Genomic DNA, 21,556 nt, shown 5'->3' on the forward strand with positions numbered 1-21,556 from the left:
AACCGTCCGCACGTACGATGGCCCTTCCGGGCCGTCGTCCCCAGGGCTCGCCCCGACGACCTGGAAAGGACGTCGTACAACCGTCCGCACGTACGATGGCCCTTCCGGGCCGTCGCCCCCAGGGCTCGCCCCGACGACCTGGAAAGGACGTCGTACAACGGCTCTCGGTCACTGCGAGCAACCAAGCCGCCCGTTACGCGGCGACTTTGATGAACGAGGCGAGTCGATCGGCGCGGCTGGGGCTTTGCAGCTTTGCGACCGCCTTGGCTTCGATCTGACGCACCCGTTCACGTGTGACCTTGAAGATCCGGCCGCATTCTTCCAGCGTGTAGCTGTAACCATCGACCAGGCCGTAACGCAAACGAATGATTTCGCGTTCCCGATACGTCAACGTCTTGAGCAATTCATCGATTTTGCCACGCAGGATTCCGCCGGATGCCATGTGCACCGGATTCAGGCTGTCGTTGTCTTCGACGAACTCGCCAAAGCTGCTGTCTTCGCCTTCGCCGACGGGACGATCCAGGCTGACCGGATGCCGGCCGATGTCCATCACACGCTGAACCTCTTCCAACGGCACTTCAGTCAGCTCGGCAATTTCTTCGTACGACGGTTCTCGTTTGAGTTGCTGGGTCAGCTTCTTCTGTGCCTGACGCAGTTTGCTCAACACGTCGATCATGTGAACGGGGATCCGAATGGTGCGTGCCTGATCGGCGATCGCCCGGGTGATCGCTTGACGAATCCACCACGTCGCGTACGTGCTGAATTTAAATCCGCGTCGATACTCGTACTTGTCGACCGCGCGCATCAGCCCCGTGTTGCCTTCTTGGATCAGGTCCAGGAAAGACAATCCGCGGTTGCGGTATTTCTTGGCGATCGAAACGACCAATCGCAGGTTGCCGCTGCTGAGTTCTCGTTTGGTGGCTTCGAATCGTTCAAAGTGTTCGCGAGCTTTGGTGACGCGTTTGTGCAAGCTTTCGGGAGTCTCTTGCGTCAGCATCATCAACTCGCGCAGTTCTTGACGCAGATCGGCGGCTTCGTCACGGCTGATCGCGTCTTTGCCGAGTTCGGCCAGACGGGCGCGGATGTAGTTCATGCGTTTGGAAAACTCTTCCAGCCGAGCCAGCATCGGGGTGACGCGTCGGCTGCGAAGGCTCAGTTCCTCGACCAGCTCCAATGCCTTTCGGCGACGGGCGATGAATCGGCGACGGACTTCGGCCTTCAACCGTGGCGGGGTGCTCTTGCGGGCGAGCGCTTCGAAGTCTTCGCGGTTTTGAGTGATCAGGCGATCGAGCGTCCGCAGGTTGTGGGGCATCCGGGCCGAGATCTGTTCTTTGGTCAGGTGCTCGGTCAGCGAGACCTTGATGGTGCGATCGAAGGGCAGTTCGCCTTCGTGGACGCGATGCAGGACTTCGACGGTGTGACGCAAGGCGTAGTCGGATTCCAGCAGGCAGCGTCGGAATTGGCGTCGCGTGACTTCGATCTTTTTTGCCAGCGAGATTTCTTGGTCGCGGCCCAGCAACGGGATCTCGGCCATTTGGCTCAGGTACATGCGAATCGGATCGTCACTCGCCCTGGGCATGTCCACGCTTGCCAGTTCTTCCGCGGCCGCGGCACCGGGCATTTGATCGTCGTCCTCGTCCGCCGCAGGACCGCCATCGGCGACGTCCCGCAGTCCGCGGACGTTGGGCTCGGGGCGCCGCGTCGTTGCAGCGGGCACGCTGTGCCCGTCGACCAGCTTGATCCCGAATCGCTCGATCACTTCGATCAGCTTGTTCAGCTTTTTCGGGCTGCCGTCTTCGTCGGGAAGGTAGGCGTTGATGTCATCGTAGGTCAGGCATCCGTGCTCGTGACTACGCTCTACCAATTCGGCAAGTTCTCGATCCATCAAAAGCATTGTTCAAAACCTCATGTTTGAGTTGCCCATCATGGGCGTGCGGGTCGTTCCTTTTCACCGCGTCGGTGCTTTCATCCAGACGCGGCGTTGATGTTTGCTTGACGTTGCGGGCGTCGTTCGGTCGTGGTCGTTCAGCTCCTCCCTAGTGATCGATTTGCTGACGATCTTTTTCCGAATCGAAAAGCTGCTTCAGTAGATCCAGCTCTTCGTTTTCGTCCAAGGCCAATGATTCAAGTTTTGCAATTTGTCGATGCTTTTCTGCGATGTTTTCTCGCCGATGAAATTGTTCCAGCAAAGACTGGAACCGCTGCTCGGGAGTTTGCGTGATTTTTCCTTCGCGCTGCGCCAGGCGAAACTGCATCGTGACGACTTCGTTTTTCAAGAAGTCGTTTTCAATCAATGCCAGCAAGGTTTCGACGGTCAGCTCTCGCCCCTGCAGATCCAGTTCTTGATACGCCGCCAAGATCATTTTCGCCGACAGGGTGTCCAGCCATTCGGGATCGATCGCCTCGACCGCTCGGCCGGCCAACTCGGGCGATTCGATCATCGTTTCAAACAACTCGCGATCAAAACCGCTGAGCGGGACTTCGCGATCCTGGCTCGGTTTGGCAGTCGCCGCTGCAGGGCCCGCGGCAGCCCCGGATTGCTCCATCGACCACGGATCGTCCAATTCCATTTCGGCGGCTTCGGCCAGCAACAGGTTCGGGTCGATCGGCCCGGTTGCCGATCCGGCCGGCGCCGGAGGCGTGTTCCGTGTGGCGGGGCCGGCGTTTCGTGCGCCAGGACCGGCGGACGTCTCGCTCGGACGCGAATCCCTGCCGGCAGCGTCCGCGGCGGCGCGGAATCGCGCCGCCTTGCGTTTCCGCTCCTTCTCTTCCGCACGTTTCTTTTCCAAGCGATCTTCCAGCCGCGCCTGGGAAATCTCGAAGGTTCGCGAAAGCCGCAGGATCATCTGGTCTTGCTTGAGCGGATCCAGCATCGGGGCTTTGGCCAGAATCCCCGTCATCGTGTCGATCGCCTGCATCACCGCGTGCGTGTCATGGGTGACGTCGATTCCCGCCGTCAGGGATCCCAATTTGTGTTCCAAGGCATCGGGCGCCTCGGCAACCAAATGCTGCAACGCTTCGCGGCCGTGTTGATTCAGGTAATCAGCCGGGTCCATCGCATCGGGCAGCGTCAGGACACGCAGGTCGGCATCGGCCTTGATGAACAATTCCAGCACTTCGTCGGCGCGGCGTTGGCCGGCCGCATCGCCGTCGAGCACCAGCACGACGCGGTCGGCCAGTCGCTTAAGCGTGCGGACGTGGGCTTCACCGAGCGCGGTGCCGAGGACGGCGACAACCGGCTCGATCCCCGATTGCCGGGCCGCGATGACGTCGGTGTACCCTTCCATCACCAGGGCCTGGCCGCCCTTGCGGATCGATTCCCTGGCAAGCTGCAACCCGTACAGCTGCTCCGACTTTCGAAACAGTTTGGTCTCGGGCCCGTTGATGTACTTCCCGCCGGCGTTCTCACCGTGCCGTGCCGCGATCTCCGGGATCACCCGGCCGCCCATCGAGATCGGGCGGTTCTGCATGTCGTGAATCGGAAACATCAATCGGCCGCGGAACAGATCGTAGCTGCCGTTCCCGCCGCGTCGGTTGAGTGCGACGCCGGCGGCGACCGGGATCTCGGCGCGGAACTTGTTTTGCTTCAGCAGCCCGGTGGCGAAGTCCCAGCTGTCGGGGGCGAACCCGATGCGAAACAGATGTCGGTGTTCGTCGTCGATTCCGCGGCTGGCCAGATAGTCGCGAGCGATTTTGGCGTCGTCGGTTGACGGCGAATCGAGTTGATCAAAGTAGGCGTCGCAAATCAGCTTGACCGCCGCCAGCAACGTGGACTTGTCGTCTTTGGATCCGGCGTCCACCTTGGGCCCGGTCTGGTATTCGATCCCGGCTTGTTCGGCCAACGATCGCAGCGCGGTGACAAAGTCGACGCCGTCGCGGCGCATCACATAGCTGAACACGTCTCCACCGATGTCACAGACCCAGCACTTCCAGGTCTGGCGTTCGCGGTTGACGGTCAGCGAAGGCGAGCGGTCGTCGTGCCAGGGGCACTGGGCGGCCAGCATGCGTCCTTTCGGGACCAGCGTCAACGACGCACCGATGACGTCGACAAGGTCGACGGCGGCACGCACTCGCTCTTTGAGGTCCAGGTCCATCATTGCGGACAAAGCCACTCGCTGAAAATGTCCCTGCGAATTCATTCCGAAATCGCGCAGGATTGGCGAAACCATCCGGATCGGTCGACTCGTGCCTGGTCCGCCGGATCAAGGGTCCGTTTCACGGCGTCCCTTCTCTCCCGCGGGGCGGCAAAGGCTTTCTCCTGAAAGCCGTTCGAGCAAATTTCGATCACACGCACTCCGTTGCAGCGTAACAAATCTCGGGCCCCACCGGACTCCGACGGGGATCACTCCCGTCTGGAGAGGAGGGGGCCTGATCGATGCTTCGCATACGAGCCCGGGGAGTTTCACGATCGGCTGTTTTCACGTCAAGATCAGTTTCACGCGAATTTCTCGCGGCTTCCTTGGGCACGATTAAACCTTCGCCCCGTTCCCTTTTTCACTGAACTTTGCCAAATCTCATCGCGAAGAAACGGTTTCTCGTCGGTATAATCACCGGAATCTACCCCGTCCCTCCCTGGAACGCTTGCTTCGCCAGTCCGGACCATGCCCGCATTCGACGTCGATTCGCAGAGCCCGGGCGGCTCCTTTGAACCCCAGCCGACTGACAACTGGTCGATGCCGCTGGGAGCGATTGCCGGCATCCGGCTGTACATCTCGTATTCCGTGTTCGTCGCGCTGGCGATCCTGGCGGGGCTGGTCGCGACGGTCCAAAGCCGCCAAGGCAACGGCGACCTGCCGCTGATCACCCTGACCGCCGTGGCAATCTGGTGCTTCGGATGGGGGCTGCAGCTGCTCGTGCAACTCGGGCTGCATGCCTGGACGGATGCCAAAAGTGAATCGATCACGATCGGGTTATTGGGCGTCGAGGCCGCCAATCCGCTGTACCGTCGCTACCCCTGGTCCGCGGTCGCCAATCTGATGGCGGCGTGTTTTTCGTTGACCGCTTTGGTGATCTTTGGCGCCGCCTGTCTGGCCGTTCACATGCTGACGCGGACGGCCGGTTATGCCGACGGCACGCTGTGGTTGCAAGAGCTGGCCACGCCGGGTTTAGGGTTGGATGCCGTGGAGAACTGCTACTTGACGGCCGCCTGGTTGTTTTGGATTCAAGCGGCGTGCCAGGCGTATCCGCTGCCGAAAAACCTGGGCCGCGGAGCCATCGCGTCGGCGATCGCATTGTTCGCCGCCGATGCCAAGGATGACTTGCAACTCAAATTGCTGCGCCGATTGCTGCAATTGATTTCGCTGATCACCGTCGTGATCGCGATCGCGACCCTGATCGGGGACGGCGACGTCAACCTGCCCCGTTGGCCGGTCCTGTTGTTCCTCGCCGTCGTGCTGTGGGTCTCGACCCGAAAAAGCGATCTGCGTGACTGGATCACCTCCGTCCATCTCGCCGCTGCAGACCCCATCGCGGCGCATTTCGACGTCACCGAATTACGTGCCGGTGACGTCGCCGACGACTCGACCGCCGTGACCACCCGCACACCCTGGATCAGCGAGATGATCGACTCGGTGCGGATGCGTCAAAAACGCAAACGAGTCCGCGCGGCAATGCGACGTGAGCACGAGGAAGCAAACGATGCGGCCCGCCTGGACCAAGTGTTACAGATCGTCAGCCAGCACGGCACCCAAGGCCTCAGCCACGAAGACCGCGCGTTACTGCAACGAGTCAGCCAAAACCTGCGCCGCCACCGAGAGTCGCAGCAGGGAGAAGAGTAGACAAGTAGACAAGGAGACAAGGGGTTTTAAACGAATCGGGTCGCTGAACGAACAACGCGATTCGAGGCGTTCCGAGAGTGAGGTAGGAAAATTACGGGTAGGAAGAATCTCAGCCGCAATGGCTGATTCACCGGTCTCGATGCTTTCCGGCATCCACTTTTCTTACCCAAAATTTTCCTACCTTCAAAACTCTGCTTGGCTCTTCCCCACGTTTTGGGGTTCACCGCCGGAGCCCCCGCTCAATAGTGTCTCGGAGACAAGGAGAAACCGGGATCACACCTGGGCAAACGATCGATTTCTGGTGAAACGAGAATGAGTGAACGCGACGAGAGCGCGGAGACGCTCCGCCGAATGGTCCGGATGCTTCAACAACAGAATTACGTAGGTGTTGTTGAATTCGACCAATCTACCTTTTCCGATGCTTCAGAGTTTACCAAGAGACAGCTATTTGGACTTCGCGCCCTGGCTTACGACAAGCTTGGTAGCCGAAAGCGATGTATAGAGGAGTACACGAAGCTGCTTGCGACGAACGGGGTATCCGATTTCGAGAGTCACACGACCATGGTTGAAATCGCAGAGCAGTATCTCCAATGCGACGAACCTAATTCTGCCAAGCTTTGGCTCACCAAGAGCATTGAAATCGCCAGTCATGACACGACGCTCGACACGTCGCGAGCCATCCATCTCATGCAGATTGCAGACGGGCGGGAGACGTAGCGATCGGAGGGCTATTTTTCAGCGAAAAGGGGACGGGGGTAAATGGCACGGGCATAAGCGTTGGTGTGCAGGCTTTAGCCGCCCATTATCGCTGCGTAGCAGCGACCGGGAATCGCCTAACCCGGATATTGCATCCGCTGAGTGGTTGACTGTGATTTTGGACTGAGTTACGGCGGCGTTGCCTATTATGGCCGATTTTCGCTGCAATTGATTGGCTTTGGGCAGAGGCCCCCCACCCCCAGAGGACAAAATTGTCGCTGGGTGATGAATCGCGATGCGATGGGGGTAGCTAGTCGCTACGACAAAGACGCGTCAGCACCTGATTGAACAGCGGTTCCCAGGGGCAGTGGCTGCAGAGATGAAAGATCACACGACGGCAAGTCACACGCACGCGTGCTGCAATTTTCAATAGACGCAATCGAATTGTGTCCACGCGTAGACGACTATGTTTCGTTCCACTCAGGCCCAGGCGACGCACCCCATCGAGTAGAACGTAAGCAAATGATGAAAGCATCACGCGGAACTGATTGGCAATAAAACGGGTGCAACTGGTGCGATCAGCGAACAGGCAAAGCTGTTGTTCTTTGATCCGATTCTCCATCTCGCCACGCATGCAGTAGTGCTCTCGATAAAACTTCTCCGGGTCAAAGGCGACAGAACACCATGTTCCTGGAGTCTTAACTTGCAACGGTTGCCTTTTGCCGTTGACCATCGGTCGATGGTAGGTCGTGTCGACAATGCCATCACTTGAGAAACGGTTTGTTACGACGAAGCGAGGATTGGGGCCTTTGCCAGTGTACTCTGCTTTGCCGACCACCCAGCGATGGCGGTCCCAAGTCCTGCCGGTGCGATAGCGAAACCATTTGAAGCAGGCTTGTTTCCCACCCCGGTGTGATCGAAGGATTCTTGCCCGTGTCATTTCGCAAGCAATTTCCTTGACTAAAACCTTATTCTTGGGCAAACCAAAGATGTAGTGGACATCGTTTTTGTCGCACCAACGCATCAGGCGTTCGATCGCAAAGCCTCCGTCACCACGAAGGGTAATTTTGACCTGAGGCCATCGTTTGCGGATCCTTGCGACGAGTAATTTTGTGATCCCGCGTGCGTGGTGTGCATCACCGAGATTGGCCGCACGAAGATAAGAGACGAGAAGTTGGTCGCCGCAAAATACGTACAGCGGTTGGAAGCAGTAACTGTCGTAGTAGGCATTGAAAGCCCTTCTTTCTTGCTCGCCGTGTACCTTGTCGTCCGTTGCGTCTAGATCGAGCGTGATTTCACCAGGCGGGGTGTCGAAGCTGTCAAGGAAAATATCAACGAGGATCTTGCTGAGCTCGAAGAGTTCTTTTTTGCCGATTCGATTTTCAAATCGCGAATGCGTCGAGGGACTTGCCAGAGTGGGATCTTCATCGTCGTCCGCCCCGGCATTGATTCGAGGGGTCCGTCCGGCGGCGACTTGAAAGGCGGCATCGTTGCGAAGATGCTGTTGATCGTTTGCATCTTCGTATCCTGCAGCGATCGCAAAGATTCGACTGATGAGGATTTCCGCTTGCGAATGCTTGGTGTGAAACGGATCACGTGGGTCGTCGATGGCTTGGTCAATCCGCTCGATCAAATTGAGCTTTTTGTCGACTTCACGAAGCAGGACGAGGCCTCCGTCGGAGGTGAGCGATCCGCCGTTGAAATCCACCTCAACGGCCTGCCTGCGGAGGCGTTTCAATGCGGGACGTTTTCGATTACGCTTTGTCATTGCCGAAAGCCTTGGTTTCGTGTTCTGTGAAGTGTCGTAACTCCAATAGATACACGAACTAAGGCTTTCGCGCTATAGGGGGAATCGTATCAGCGGATGCAATATCCGGGCTAAAGGCTAGACACCAACGGTCGCTGAATCCCGTTTTACTAATGCCCGTGCCATTCGGGACGTGCCAATCGGGACGTGCCAATCGGGACTGGGGTGTTTTAAGCTCCCGACGGCTCATGCACCGCTCGCCGAGTCAGGCGCGCTACCTTGGTTTGCTCATCATCAAGCGGTAGTTTCCAGATCCCAACAGATCATCGATCCGCGAGCGCATCTCGGGGGTCACCTGGACTTTGAATTTGTCCGCTTTCAGGTGCACCAATTCGCCTTCGGCCAGTTTCATACTGAACAGCAACTCTTGATTGCCGGGGTAGCCGCGAACGATCTCACGCAAACGTGAGATCGTCTGCCCGTCGTGTTTCGCTTCGTCCAGCCGAATTCGCATCCCGTGGGTGTAGCGGTTGTCCAAATCATCGAGCGGGATGAGTTCGTCGATGATTAAATTGGCTTCATCGCCGCCGCCCCGCCGATCGACTTTCCCTTTGGCCAGCACCACCGCGTCCGGAAGGACCTTTTCGCCATGGTCGGCAAAGCCGCGCGGCCACAGGATGCAGCGGATCGCGCCCTGCATGTCTTCCAGGTCAAAGTTGGCGTACTTGGACGGCTGGCCCGGCTTGGGGTTTTTGGTGTGGGCGATTTTGATCGAGCTGATCATGCCGCCCAAAATCACTTCGCCACGGTCCTGGATTTCGGACAGCGAGTCGGTCGTGTGCGTGCGGAACGTGGCGAGTTTCGGCTCATACTCGGCCAGCGGGTGGGAATCCAGGTAGTAGCCCAGGACTTCTTTTTCGTTGCCCAGTTTTTCGCGGTCGGGCCATTCGTCCATCTCCGGCAGGACGACCGCGGGCGCGTCGCCGGATTCTTCCTCTTCCTCAAAGGCACCGAACAAGCTGGCTTGTCCGCTCTTTTTGTCCGCTTGGACGGCGGCACCGGCCTGCATCGCTTTTTCGATCACGGCGACCAGTTGGCTGCGTTTGGCACCGAAACAATCCATCGCGCCGGCTTTGATTAGCGTTTCGATCGCGGACTTGTTGCAAGCGTGGGGGTCGACGCGTTCACAGAAATCAAAGATGTCTTTGAAGGGGCCGTTCTTTTTTCGTTCTTCTTCGATCGAGATCGCGGTCGAGCCGCCACAGGCTTTGATCGCAGACATGGCGAAGTGGATCTTGCCGTCGGCGACGCTAAAGTCCGCCTCGGAGGTGTTGACGCTCGGCGGCACCACTTCGATGCCCATCCGATCGCAATCCTCCATGTGCTCCACGAGCGCGTCCTTGCGTTTGAAGTTGCGCCCATCGATATCGCTGGACAACAACGACGCCATGAACTCCACCGGATAATGCGCCTTCAAGTACGCGGTCTGGAACGCGACCAGGGCGTAGGCGGTACTGTGCGAATTATGGACGACCAATCCGTTGGCCACGAAGTTGTGATCGTTCTCGACCGTCAAGTCGTAAACGTCCACCACGTCCGCAGGCTCAATCGAAACGATATCGTCCCAGTAAAGATCGCTCTGAGCGTGATCGGCGAGGGATTCCGAGTCAAAAAAATCAGCCAGACGCTGGACCGTCGAGCGCTGGAAGCCTCGCTTGGACGATTGCCCCGTACGGCAAAACTCACGGATCGAAACGCCGCTTTGTGACTCCAAGTCGCGCCACGGAATCTGGCGACGAACGCGTTCCTCCGCAACGAGCGAGCGCACCTCGACTGGCACCAAGTCTCCAGTCGTTCTTGCTTCGCCCGCGTCGATACGATCAAGCGCTGACATCACAGCTGCTTGTTTGTCAACGATCTGCGGGCCGACGGTTTGAAGAAACTTGAGCCGCGATTCGTGCCCAATGAGATGAACCGTGTAACCGTTCCTTGGCTTTCCGTCTGCCCGTCCCGCGTAGGCGAATGACTTTTCAGTGACCCGCGAAACAATTCCCAAACGTTGCAAAAGCCTCTGAACGTCTCTGGCCAGACGTAACGACGACGTCGCGTAATAGGATTGTTGCGACGGTTGTTCGACATATCCATCACCTGCCCAAAGTCTTCCCAGAAGCAATGCCGTCTGACGCTGATCGAATTGGAACACCGCTTCTGGGAGGTGTTTTTCGGTGGCTTTCTTTCCTGTCAGCCCGAGAGAACTGGCCCAGGTAAAGGCACCGCTCCGCAGCCCGGTGATGCGTTTTGCGGCAACCGCGGTTCCAACCCCTGAATGATCGAGACTTCCCAGTCGCGTGTCACGACCGGTCGACAGACAAACTTCGATACGCCCGTCGCTGCGGTAATCGCTTCGCGCCGATGTCTCGTCAAATTGTTCCGAATGATAGACAAAGTCGTCGACCTGAGACTGCGAATTCGAATAGAAGTACAGGCAGGTCGGGTGGCAAAGATTTCCTTCTGAGATCAGCCAGCCCAGGGTGATCACTTCGTGATCGGACCACTGGACGGTTTGCATCGGTTCGATCGTTCTGGCGACCGCGATCTTGTCTCCGACGTTCAGATCGTCGATGTTCGCCCAGCCGTCGAAAGTCTTCATCGGGTGGTTGCCCGTGGCTGTGATTTGACGTCCGGTGCGCGTGGTGACGGTGTATGTTTGACGGACGCCATTCCAGACGACATCGGTGACCTTGCGCGGCACCAGTTTTTGACGGTCGTTCAATGCATGGATCGTGAATGCCCGTTTGCTTTGAAAGAGCTCTTCAACGGTTGTCGATTCTCCGCTGACCGCGTCGATCACTTCTGTTTCGCCGACGACGCATTTATTGAATCCGTAACCGGCGAACTTGACGATCAGATTCCAAATGTCTTCGGCGTCTTTCTGGGCGAGCCCGCTTTCGACGGCGCCTTTTAAGAACACCTCCTGGTTCTGGTTGATCAGCGCTTCTTTCTTTTTACTGATCGCCTTGATGCACGTGTACGCTTTGGCCAGCGGGACGCCGCCCAGGCGGTTCAGGATCCGCATCACCTGTTCCTGGTAAACCATGATGCTGTTGGTTTCTTCCAGGATCTCTTTCAAGACCGGGTGTTTGTATTCCGGGCTCTGTCGACCGTGTTTGATGTTCACATAGTCGTCGACCATGCCGCCTTCGAGCGGACCGGGACGATACAGTGCGGCGGTCGCGATAATGTCGTGGAAACAGTCGGGCTTCATCCGCGTCAGCAGGTCGCGAATCCCGCCGGATTCCAGTTGGAACACGCCCTTGGTTTCGCCGCGTTGCAACAGCGCATAGGTCGCTTTGTCGTCGAGCGGGAATTTGAGCGGATCGACGGTTTTGCCCGTCGTCTGCTTGATGAACTTCACCGAACGGCTGAGCATCGTCAGGTTGCGGAGCCCCAGGAAGTCCATCTTCAGCAAGCCGCTGGCTTCGACGTCGTTCATCGACCACTGGGTGATGACGTCTTGCTTGCCGGGGACGCGCGTCAGCGGAACGTATTCGGAGAGCGGTTTGTCGGCGATCACGACCGCGGCGGCGTGCGTGCCGACGTTCCGCGCCAGACCTTCGATCTTCATCGCCAGATCCAACAGCTCGCGGATCTCCGGATCGCCGTCATAGGTCTGCTTCATGTCCGCGCTTTTTTCCAGCGCTTTCTTGATCGTGATCTTCAGCTCATCGGGCACCATCTCGGTGATCTGGTTGACGCGAGAGAGCGGAATCCCCAGCGCCCGCCCGGTGTCCTTGATCGCGGCCCGTGCGGCCAGGGTTCCGAACGTTCCGATCTGGCAGACGTTTTCGCTGCCGTAACGTTCTTTCACGTAGTCAATGACTTCGACGCGGCGTTCTTTTTCGAAGTCGATATCGATATCCGGCGGCTCGGTTCGGCTTTCGTCCAAGAACCGTTCGAACAGCAGGTCATAGCGGAGCGGACACACGTGCGACATGTACAGGGCGTAACACACGATGGCCCCCACGCCGCTACCCCGCGCGGTCGCCGAGATCCCCTTTTTCCGAGCGTGGATGACGAAGTCCCAGACGATCAGGAAGTACGTCGGATAATTCAGTTTTTCGATGACGCCGAGTTCCCGATCCAGCCGCGCCATCACTTCGTCGGACAGCTTGCCGTCGACGATCCGTTCATCGTCGCCTTCGTAGCGTTCCAGCAACCCTTTGATGCACAGCTCGCGCAAGTAGTCGATCGGCTTCATCTCGTTGGGGCATTCGAACTTGGGGAAGTAGTACTTGCCCAATTCGATATCGATGTCGACGCTGTCGGCGATTTCCTGGCTCCGCGCGACGCAATCTTCCATGCCGGGAAAATTTTCGTACATCTGTTCGGGGCTGCGCAGGAAGAACTGGTCGTTCTCCATCTTCATCCGCGACGTGTCCGTTCGGAAACGTCCGGTGTTGATGCACAGCATGATGTCTTGCGCTTCGGCGTCTTCCTGGTTGACGTAGTGGCAATCACTGGTCGTGACCACCGGCAATCCCATCTTGTTGGCGATGTCGACGGCGCCTTCGAGTTGCATCCGTTGGATGTCCAAGCCGTTGTTCATCACTTCGATGAAGTAACGGTCGCCGAACACCTTGTGGAACCAGCCGGCGATCTCCATCGCTTCCTTTTCGTGTTCGCCGGTGTCACTGGATTTCATCACCGTGCGACTGAATTCGCTGCTCACGCACCCGGACAGACAGATGATGCCCTCGTTGAACGTCTGCAGGATTTCTTTGTCGATTCGCGGTTTGAAATAAAATCCTTCCAACGACGCCGCACTGGCCAACTTGATCAGGTTTTTGAAACCGGTGCGGTTCTTGGCCAGCAGCGTCAGGTGATAGCTGGCATCCTTGCTGCGTCCGGCGCCGCCCTTGTCGAACCGACTGCCCGGCGCGATGTAGGCTTCGTAGCCGATGATCGGGTTGATCCCGGCACCTTTGGCCGCGCGATAGAATTCCAACGCCCCGTGCAGATTGCCGTGATCGGTCAACGCCAACGCGTTCATCCCGTGGTCGACGGCGCGGTTGACCAGACGTTTGATGTCACCGGCACCGTCCAGCAAGCTGTAGTGGCTGTGACAATGCAGGTGGACGAAGGGCTTGGCGGGCGTGATGATGGTGTCGCTGCTGACGTTGTCCGACATGCGAAAAGGCTCTTCCGTGGGTAGGCTGGCTGAGGCTCGATCGGCGGTCATTCTAGCAGTCTGCCACCGCTCCGATAATTGGACGGACCGGGGGTAAGAGGGGGCAAAACGATGGGGGCAAAACGATAAAATGCCCGATTGAGACGCCTGTTTCGAGAATGCCCCGGTGGCTCCCATCCCGATCTTTATTCGAGCAAATCATTGTTTTGCCCCCATTGTTTTGCCCCATCACCGCTTCTCGTACCGGACCCGGTAAACCGGGATCTGGTTTTGCCGGCTACGGCGTTCGAAATGCGTGCGGTAGTCCAGGTCGTGGGACGAGGCTGCTTTTTCCTCCGGGATCGGGACGCCGAATTCCGGGGCGATTTCGGCAATCATCTCGATGGTGGCTTCGAAGTAGTCCAGCACGTCGGTCCAAAAATGGAACCGGCCGCCGGGGCGGAGCGCGGCCAAGAAATTTTTGACGCTGCGTTCATTGACGACGCGGCGTTTGCGGTGCCGTTTTTTCCACCAGGGATCGGGAAAATAAACGTGAACGGCTTCGAGTGATTCGGCGGGCACCCGTTGGGAGAGCAACGGCTCGGCGTTGCCCGAAATCATCTTGGCGTTGTCGCGGCCGGCTTTGGCCAGCCGTGCGGCGGAATGTTTGGCGTATTTGTGGATGATTTCGATGCCCAAGAAATTGTGCTCGGGATTGCGGCCGGACTCGTTGGTCAAAAACAGCCCTTTTCCGCTGCCGACTTCGATTTCCAACGGCTGATCGTTTCCGAAAACGGTTTCACTGGCGAGCGTCTCGGGCACTTCGGGGAAGGGCATTTCCGATCCGGTGTCGCTTCCCGAGGCCAATTCGCCTGGGACGGGCTGGCGGAAAACGAACAAATGGTCGGTCAAGTCAAGCGTCGGTTTCGGGGCGCGAATGGGGCTGCGGGGCATCGGAAAAATCGGAACCGGTCGTCGGGGGATGATGTCAATTGGCCGTCAAGAGGTAATCGTAACGACAGCGAAAACGTCTACAATGCCGCCACCGATCCGGTGCCCTCCGCTTCTCCACTTGAACAGCACAAAAAACGACCCATGCCCAAAGACGCTGATTTCGCCGGCCTCCACGTCGCTTCCTTGGAAAGCCGCCGCGCCGACGACATGCGGCGATTGATCGAGCGGCACGGAGGCGTCCCCCACGTGAGCCCGTCGATGCGCGAAGTCCCGATTGAACCGAACCGTGCGGCCATCGATTTTGCCTATCGCGTGATGACCGGCGAAATCAGCACCGTGATTTTCATGACCGGCGTCGGATTTCGCTTCCTGATGCGTTCGATCGAAAAACACGTCAATACCCAGCGATTCCTCGATTCGCTCTCGGACATCACCACCATTTGCCGCGGCCCCAAACCCGTCGCGGCGCTACGCGAAGCAGGGGTCAAAGCGACACACCGCATCGGCGAACCGAATACCTGGCGCGAGATCTTGCGTTACATCGATGAACACAAACTGGCCGTCGCCAATCAAGAGATCGGGTTGCAGGAGTACGGCATCTCCAACGCCTCGCTGGTCGCCGGACTGGAGGCCCGTGGCGCGTCGGTCCGACCGATTCGCGTCTACGGCTGGGACTTTCCCGAACAAACCGATCCGCTGCGCGAAAACATCCAGGCCATCGCCGACGGACAGCGGGACCTGTTGTTGCTGACCAGCGCCCACCAGATCGTCAACATGATGCGGATGGCCGAAACGATGGGCATCACCGATCAATTGCGATCGGGATTGCGAACCACCGCCATCGCATCGATCGGCCCGACGACGTCGCAAATGTTGACCGAATGTGACTTGCACGCCGACCTGGAACCGTCGCATCCCAAGATGGGACACTTGGTCGTCGAATCGGCCCGACGTTCGGCGCAACTGGTTGCCGCCAAGAAACGATTGAAAGAAACCGACGACAAGATTCGTCAATCCATTTCGTTCGTCACGGAGTCACAGGTGACGACCGAGAAACATCCGTCCCACGACAGCCTGTTCTTGAAAGCCTGTCGCGGCGAACCGACCGAACGGACACCGATCTGGTTGATGCGGCAAGCCGGACGCTACATGAGCGAATACCGCGAAGTCCGCGCCAAACAGAGCTTCTTGGAACTGTGTGCCAACCCGGCCCTGTGCAGCGAAGTGATGTGCACCGCCGTGGCCCGACTGGGCGTCGATGCGGCCATCATTTTTTCGGACCTGTTGCCGCTGTTGCAACCGCTCGGGTTTGATCTGGAATTTGTCGCCGGCGACGGGCCGGTGATCCACAATCCGATCCGCAGCAGCGAAGACCTGACACGACTGAAACGCCTGGACGATCCCCAGTCGCTGGGATTTGTCTATGAAACGGTCCGACAAACCCGCGCCGATCTGCCCGCCGAGATCCCCTTGATCGGGTTCGCCGGATCACCGTTCACGTTGGCCAGTTACGCGATCGAAGGCGGCGGAAGCAAGGTTTACACGAACACGAAGAAGTTGATGTACCAGTCGTGTTCCCAATCGGGCGGCGGGGCCTGGGCGGAATTGATGAGCACGTTGTCCGAAGCGATCACGGTTTACTTGAATCATCAAATCGCCGCCGGGGCGCAATGCGTGCAACTGTTCGACAGCTGGGCCGGATGCCTGTCGCCGATCGAGTACACCGAGTTCGTGTTGCCCTGGATGAATCAGATCATTGCGGGAATCGCGCCGGGAGTGCCGGTGATCAATTTCGCCACCGGAAATCCCGAGTTGTTGCCGTTGCTTCGCGGCGACAGCCGGACGGTGGTCGGCGTGGACTGGCGGATCCCGCTGCCGCTGGCCTGGGATCGCATCGGCCGCGACAAGAGTGTGCAAGGGAATCTCGATCCGGCGGTCCTGTTGGCGGATCCCGAGGTGATTCGTGATCGCGCCGCAGACCTATTGGACAGCGTCGCCGGCCGCAACGGACACATCTTCAACCTCGGTCACGGTGTGTTCAAAGAGACGCCGGTCGAAAACGCGATCGCGCTGGTCGAAACCGTCAAAGAACTGAGTGCGAGGTAGGGTGGATTGGCGAGGAGTGGTGAGTGTGGAAACCGCTAATGAACACTGATGAACGCTAATAAGAGAATGAAAAGCTCAGAAAATGCATTGAGTTTTCAACTCGTTCCAGGGCTCCGCCTTGGAACGCACGACCGGTGTGGCTCCCGCCACACGCGATGGCCGGCAGGAGGCGGGAGCCTCCGTCACATGGTGTTCCCAGGCGGAGCCCGGGAACAAGGGAGAAATTGTTCTCTCGAGCACCCTTCCCCGGCAGAGTCCGAGAACGGCTATGCTGGTTTGACTAGGCAGGGCTGATTCGCGGTGGGCATACCTGAGGAGAGTTCTTGATGAACCTGTCAACTCGCGTTGCATTGACGGTGGCCCTGTTTGCATCCTGCACCTTTGCCGGAGGCCCCGAAACGCGGTTGGTGCCGAATCAGCCCGCCGAGGGGCGGTTCGTGAAGACGGCACAGGGATTCATGGTCCCCTATGAGCAGCCCATCCCCGGTTCCAACGTGGTGATCGAGATGCTGCCGGTTCCCGGTGGTACGGTAACGATTCAGCCACCGCCACCGTTTCAGCACTTCGATGACTTCGGAAAACCGGTCGCAAAGGACCAACCGGCGGGAACCGAGCAAACGGTTTCCTTTGGACCGTTCTGGGTCGGCAAGTACGAAATCACGATGGAGCAGTACCTGCCGTATCGACAGCTGTACTACGTGCAGAAGAAGGATGAATCCAAGGGCGTCAATCAAGCGAACTCACCGACGGATATCGACGCCGTGACGGGACCGACGGACATTTATGACCCCCGATACAATTTCGAGTATTCCGATGCGCCGGATTCACCCGTGCCGACGGTCAGTCAATTTGCGGCTCGCCAGTACACCAAGTATCTGAGTCTGCTGACCGGCCAAACCTATCGCCTGCCGCTGCGGAGCGAATGGCAACATGCCTGCCGAGCGGGCAGCGGGACGCGTTACTGTTACGGGGACGACGTCGAACGGCTCGGCGAGTTTGCCGTCTATCTGGAGAACACGTCGGACGATGCGTTGACCCTGCGCGTGGGCACCAAGAAACCGAACGCCTGGGGGCTGCATGATGTTCACGGCAACGTTGCTGAATTGGTGATCGAAGACACGGCGGTCACGGGATTGCGTGAGGGCCACGTCGCCTGCGGCGGAGACCGTGACAGCGCCGCGGAAGACTGCACGGCGGAATCGATGGTTCGGACGACGGTCGAGTGGTGGGACGACGATCCCGAGTTTCCACGCAGCTCGTGGTGGATGACGTCTGAAGAAAGCCGAACGACGGGATTTCGAATCATCGCGCCGCTGGCGCCGATGACGGAGGCGCAGAAGCACGCCTATTGGGATGCCGACAGCGAACAACTTGCCGAGGACGTGCAATCGCGTCTGGAAGACGGACGCGGCAGCTTGGGCCGGATCACGCCGCACACGCCGACCACGCGAACGGTGAAGCAACCGTAACTTCTGCAGGCCCTCGCTCCGCTGTGGAACAACGGAAGTGGGGTAAGCATCCTGCTTGCCACCCCCGCCGGCTCCGCCGGCGCCCCACCTACTCGCTCAACTGCAGCCCGTCCGCCGGCACGGCTTCATCGATCAGCGGAGACACGTCGGTGTCCGGGACGGGAGCTTCGCTCGGCACGAGGCCCTGCTCGGTGATGGTCGCCCCGTCTTGCATCGAGAATCCGACTCCGGTCGCCTGGACTTGCGACGGGTCAAACGACTGCCGCGTCACCGGTGGCGTCATCGTGACGTCGCTCGGATCTTGACGTGGCGTCAGGAACAAGCCTTTCTCGTAGGCGTCGCGCCCGGCACCGGCCGCCCAGGCATCTTCGGCCAGCTGGATTTGGTTGTACGCCAGCAAGGACCCCTTTTCCCAATGCAAGTCTCGGACGGCCAAATTGTAATTGGCAAGTGCCTGATAGAACGCGATTTCACTTTGGACCACTGATCGCTGGGCTTGCAATAAGAAGTTAATGTTATCGGTTCCGTCCAAGTAGCGACGGACAAGGACCTCGACCTGTCGCAGATCGGCTTGGTAGCGGTTGTAATTGGTTTCCACCAATTGATAGGTCACGTCAATGTTGCGTGCGGCCTCGGTCAAGTCGTGGCTGACCCTGAGCTCGACTTCAGCCAGGATCGCTCGTTCTCGTTGCAACTGTAAATTTGCGTTGGCAATCGCGACGCTGGCTTGACGTAAGCCGACCGGTAGCGTGAATTCGATGCCAGCCTGCCACTCCTGAAATTCGCCGTTGAGAATCGATGAACTGAGTCCGTCGAAGCGTCCATCGTCGATGTCACCGAGAAGGTGATCGCCCAAGCCTCGGTAGCGATAGAGTCCTACGAAGTCGAGTTGGGGACGTTTATTGAGCCGCGATGCATAGAGTTCAAACTCACGTCGCTTGACAAGGAATCGCTGTCTGCGGATTTCGACGCGGCGATCGAGTGCTTGCGACAGTGCGGAATTCCAATCGAAGACGACTTTGGAATCCAGCGGGTCGGTCGTCGGTTTGATGATTTTCCCATCCGATGCGGGCATGCCCAGCAGGTAGCGCAGTTTTTGTTCGGTCGCGTAGAGGCCGGTGGATCCACCGAGTTGCGATTGAACGTTTGCTTCGAATTGGTAGTACTGTGACTGAGCTTGCGCTTCTTCGTCCTGGCGTCCCGCACCGACATCCAGCCGCACCTTTTGGTACTGGTACGTTCGCAGTGCCGACTCACGGCCTTTGATGTTTGCTTCCAGCAACCGATAGGCGGTTGTCAAATCCCAGTAGGCTTGTTCGACATCAGCAACCAGTTTGGTGACCGAGTCCTCGAAATCAGCCAGCGCGACGTCCTCGTTGGTTCGCGCAATCAACACACCGTTGTAGACGCCCGGTGTCTGGCTGGATCCGACGATCCGGTTGTACTGCAATCCCGATCCGCGCAGGATGGGCTGCCGCCACTCCGCTTCGACCCATCCGACGAAATCGCTAGAAAAGTTGCGGTTCGGGTTGTTGTTGCGGGTGTAATTGACGACGTGCCGGATGGTGAACTGAGATCCGAAGGCGGACTTTTTGCTGAGCGAACTTGCATAGGCGGCGGACGTCCCTTCGTCGACTTGACGCTGGAAGGCCTGTGTGAACGGGTTGATCAGAATGTTCCGCGGCGTGTCCGCCCCCGACCAATTCAGCGTGTTGCTATATTGCGCATCATACTGCGCCAATGCCGCTTCGACGCCCTGGGTCGAGGACGCCATTTGGGCCGGGTCGAAGACCGTTGTCGCGTTCTGGGTGCTGAACGATGCACCAATCGGAAGCGCCCGAATCACGGGGCTGTCCCGCATGGCCATCGCCACGGCTTCTTCAAGCGAAAGTTCGATCGCGGGGAGCTTCGACGGGTCTTCCAACGAATGCGGCGCACTGGCCGCCCCGGCGGCGACCGTCACCGCGGTCGCACATTCGGCCACTTCGGGGTACTCGATCGACAGCCCCACGCCACGATGGTACGAGGCGGTGGTATCATGGGGGCCGGGACCGATTCGATCCCAGACGTGGCAACCGACGCTAGCCGGCAGTGTCGTCGCGATCGTCAGCGCGGTGACGAGGTTGCGCAAAAGTCGACGTTTGGTGTTCGTGGTACGCACGTTGGATCTGGTCATCAATGTTTGCCGCGTAGGGTGGCGATCAGCCGGCGATGCCGGCAGCATCCGGACGAACCCGCCATCGGGTCGAATTGGTTTTTGTCCTATCGACCATCTGCACGGCAGAACTGGAACAACCGGACCACGAATTCGTGTCGCATCTTCGTCACAGTCGGCAAACTCTCACAGCGGATGTCAAACCTGCGCGATTCTGCCGGTCAGGACGGCATCAATCTCGTCCGCCGCAAGCTGTGGGGCGGACGAACCACCAAATCGATCTCGAATCCGTCGCGTCGATTCCGCCGTACCGACATCGTTTAGGACAAATGCCAGCTTGCCGGCAAGGTCACGATCGCGATGCAAGCAAACGCCGCACCCCAGTGCTGCCACCCGATCGGCGTTGTCGAACTGGTCGAACGCCAGCGGGCGAATGATTTGCGGCACCCCGGCGCGCAAGGCCTGTGAGGTTGTGCCGATCCCGCCGTGGTGCACGATGGCACTGCAGTGCGGCAACAACTTGCCCAACGGCACGTAGCCTTGCGTGCGAACACCGGGCGGCAGTGATGGGGGAAAACAATCGGGATTGCCACCGAGCAACAAGCCGGGCCGGTCGAGTTTCACGCACGCCTCGCCAGCACGCAGAAAGAACTCACGCGTGTGCCAGTTGGCCGAACCGGCGGTGAACACGAGCGGCCGGTCCGTCGGCAGATCGAGCGGTTGATCGGGGCCATCGGACAGGTCCCCATCAGACAGTGGTCCATCGGAGAGGGGAAATCCCACGTGGCGCAATTGCGGGATCGCGTCGATCGTCGACGGCGCGAACCATTCCGGATAGCAGGCCAGCACCCGGTCGGGCGACAGCCACCAGCGATGCATGATCCGCCGCACGGGGGCAAGACCGTGTTGCCGCCGAATGCGATTGATCGGACCGGCCAGCAGTGGGTCCAAGAGGATCTTGTCGCCCAACCAATAGGCCAGTCGAAAGGTGCGGCGATGGCGCGTCGGTTCAAATCGCCATGGCGTCAAACGCGCGGGTTGCTCGGGCGTTCGCAACATGACCGGTGCCAGGTGCACGTCGACCAGCGGCGTCGTCGGATCCAGATCACGAAAGATCCGCGCGGAAAAATCCAGCGGGTGCGAGACCAACACCGTTCGCCCCGGGCGGTGCAGCGATCGGATCAGATCGAAAAGTGGCTGCAAATACGCCGCCGCAACGCCACCGATCACTCGCCGCATGCCACGCAGCAGCGTCCACATCGCCGGATCGGCGAGCATCGTGTCGAACGCTTGGCGATCCATCAAGGGATGCGGTTCTAAACCGGCCGCTTCGGCGAGATCGGCGTACGGTTCGGCCAACGAGATCGCGACATCGTAGCCACGGCGTTTAAGCTCCGTCCCGATCGCGAGCATCGGATTGACATCGCCGCGCGAGCCGGGGGCGGAGAGGATGGCCAGCCGGCGATGGGGGGAGCTGTTCAATGG

Annotated in this window: 11 protein-coding genes; 4 read left to right on the forward strand and 7 right to left on the reverse strand. The window is 58.9% G+C overall.

Annotated features, from left to right (window positions below; genetic code table 11):
• Positions 1 to 193: 193 nt before the first annotated feature.
• Together Enr13x_RS24285 and dnaG are read right to left on the reverse strand one after the other, a co-directional pair.
• Positions 194 to 1,894 carry a sigma-70 family RNA polymerase sigma factor gene (locus Enr13x_RS24285; protein WP_145389421.1) on the reverse strand — a complete coding sequence of 567 codons (1,701 nt, stop codon included), beginning with the start codon at positions 1,892 to 1,894 and terminating at the stop codon, positions 194 to 196.
• A 142-nt stretch (positions 1,895 to 2,036) separates the two neighbouring features.
• Positions 2,037 to 4,169 (reverse strand): DNA primase, encoded by a 2,133-nt coding sequence (gene dnaG, locus Enr13x_RS24290; protein WP_231743754.1) that lies wholly within the window; start codon positions 4,167 to 4,169, stop codon positions 2,037 to 2,039.
• Between the two features lie 432 nt (positions 4,170 to 4,601).
• Here dnaG and Enr13x_RS24295 point away from each other — a divergent pair, with 432 nt between their 5' ends.
• Entirely contained in the window at positions 4,602 to 5,777 is a 1,176-nt protein-coding gene (locus tag Enr13x_RS24295) for a hypothetical protein (protein ID WP_145389422.1), read from the forward strand.
• Positions 5,778 to 6,089: 312 nt separating this feature from the next.
• Positions 6,090 to 6,494 carry a hypothetical protein gene (locus tag Enr13x_RS24300; RefSeq protein ID WP_145389423.1) on the forward strand — a complete coding sequence of 135 codons (405 nt, stop codon included), beginning with the start codon at positions 6,090 to 6,092 and terminating at the stop codon, positions 6,492 to 6,494.
• Positions 6,495 to 6,783: 289 nt separating this feature from the next.
• Here the strand turns inward: Enr13x_RS24300 and Enr13x_RS24305 are convergent, their stop codons facing one another.
• The 3 genes from Enr13x_RS24305 to trmB all read right to left on the reverse strand — a co-directional run bounded on the left by Enr13x_RS24305 (position 6,784) and on the right by trmB (position 14,341).
• Positions 6,784 to 8,241, reverse strand: a complete 1,458-nt coding sequence (locus Enr13x_RS24305) for an IS1380 family transposase (protein ID WP_145384429.1) — start codon at positions 8,239 to 8,241, stop codon at positions 6,784 to 6,786.
• Positions 8,242 to 8,494: 253 nt separating this feature from the next.
• Complete coding sequence (gene dnaE / locus Enr13x_RS24310) at positions 8,495 to 13,408, reverse strand: DNA polymerase III subunit alpha (protein WP_145389424.1); 4,914 nt, start codon at positions 13,406 to 13,408, stop codon at positions 8,495 to 8,497.
• Positions 13,409 to 13,636: 228 nt separating this feature from the next.
• Positions 13,637 to 14,341, reverse strand: coding sequence for a tRNA (guanosine(46)-N7)-methyltransferase TrmB (trmB, locus tag Enr13x_RS24315; RefSeq protein WP_145389425.1), 705 nt, complete (start codon positions 14,339 to 14,341; stop codon positions 13,637 to 13,639).
• Between the two features lie 141 nt (positions 14,342 to 14,482).
• Between trmB and hemE the strand changes: the two genes are divergently transcribed.
• Entirely contained in the window at positions 14,483 to 16,447 is a 1,965-nt protein-coding gene (gene hemE, locus Enr13x_RS24320; protein ID WP_145389426.1) for a uroporphyrinogen decarboxylase, read from the forward strand.
• Between the two features lie 326 nt (positions 16,448 to 16,773).
• A complete protein-coding gene (locus Enr13x_RS24325) occupies positions 16,774 to 17,916 on the forward strand; it encodes a formylglycine-generating enzyme family protein (RefSeq protein ID WP_145389427.1) in 1,143 nt (380 codons plus the stop codon).
• 88 nt (positions 17,917 to 18,004) lie between these two features.
• Here Enr13x_RS24325 and Enr13x_RS24330 read toward each other — a convergent pair whose 3' ends face one another.
• Both Enr13x_RS24330 and Enr13x_RS39470 read right to left on the reverse strand, forming a co-directional pair.
• Positions 18,005 to 20,092 carry a TolC family protein gene (locus tag Enr13x_RS24330; protein WP_145389428.1) on the reverse strand — a complete coding sequence of 696 codons (2,088 nt, stop codon included), beginning with the start codon at positions 20,090 to 20,092 and terminating at the stop codon, positions 18,005 to 18,007.
• 177 nt (positions 20,093 to 20,269) lie between these two features.
• Complete coding sequence (locus tag Enr13x_RS39470; protein WP_261344150.1) at positions 20,270 to 21,553, reverse strand: glycosyltransferase; 1,284 nt, start codon at positions 21,551 to 21,553, stop codon at positions 20,270 to 20,272.
• Between the last annotated feature and the right edge of the window lie 3 nt (positions 21,554 to 21,556).

The organism is Stieleria neptunia (assembly GCF_007754155.1).
Taxonomy (GTDB): Bacteria; Planctomycetota; Planctomycetia; order Pirellulales; family Pirellulaceae; genus Stieleria; species Stieleria neptunia.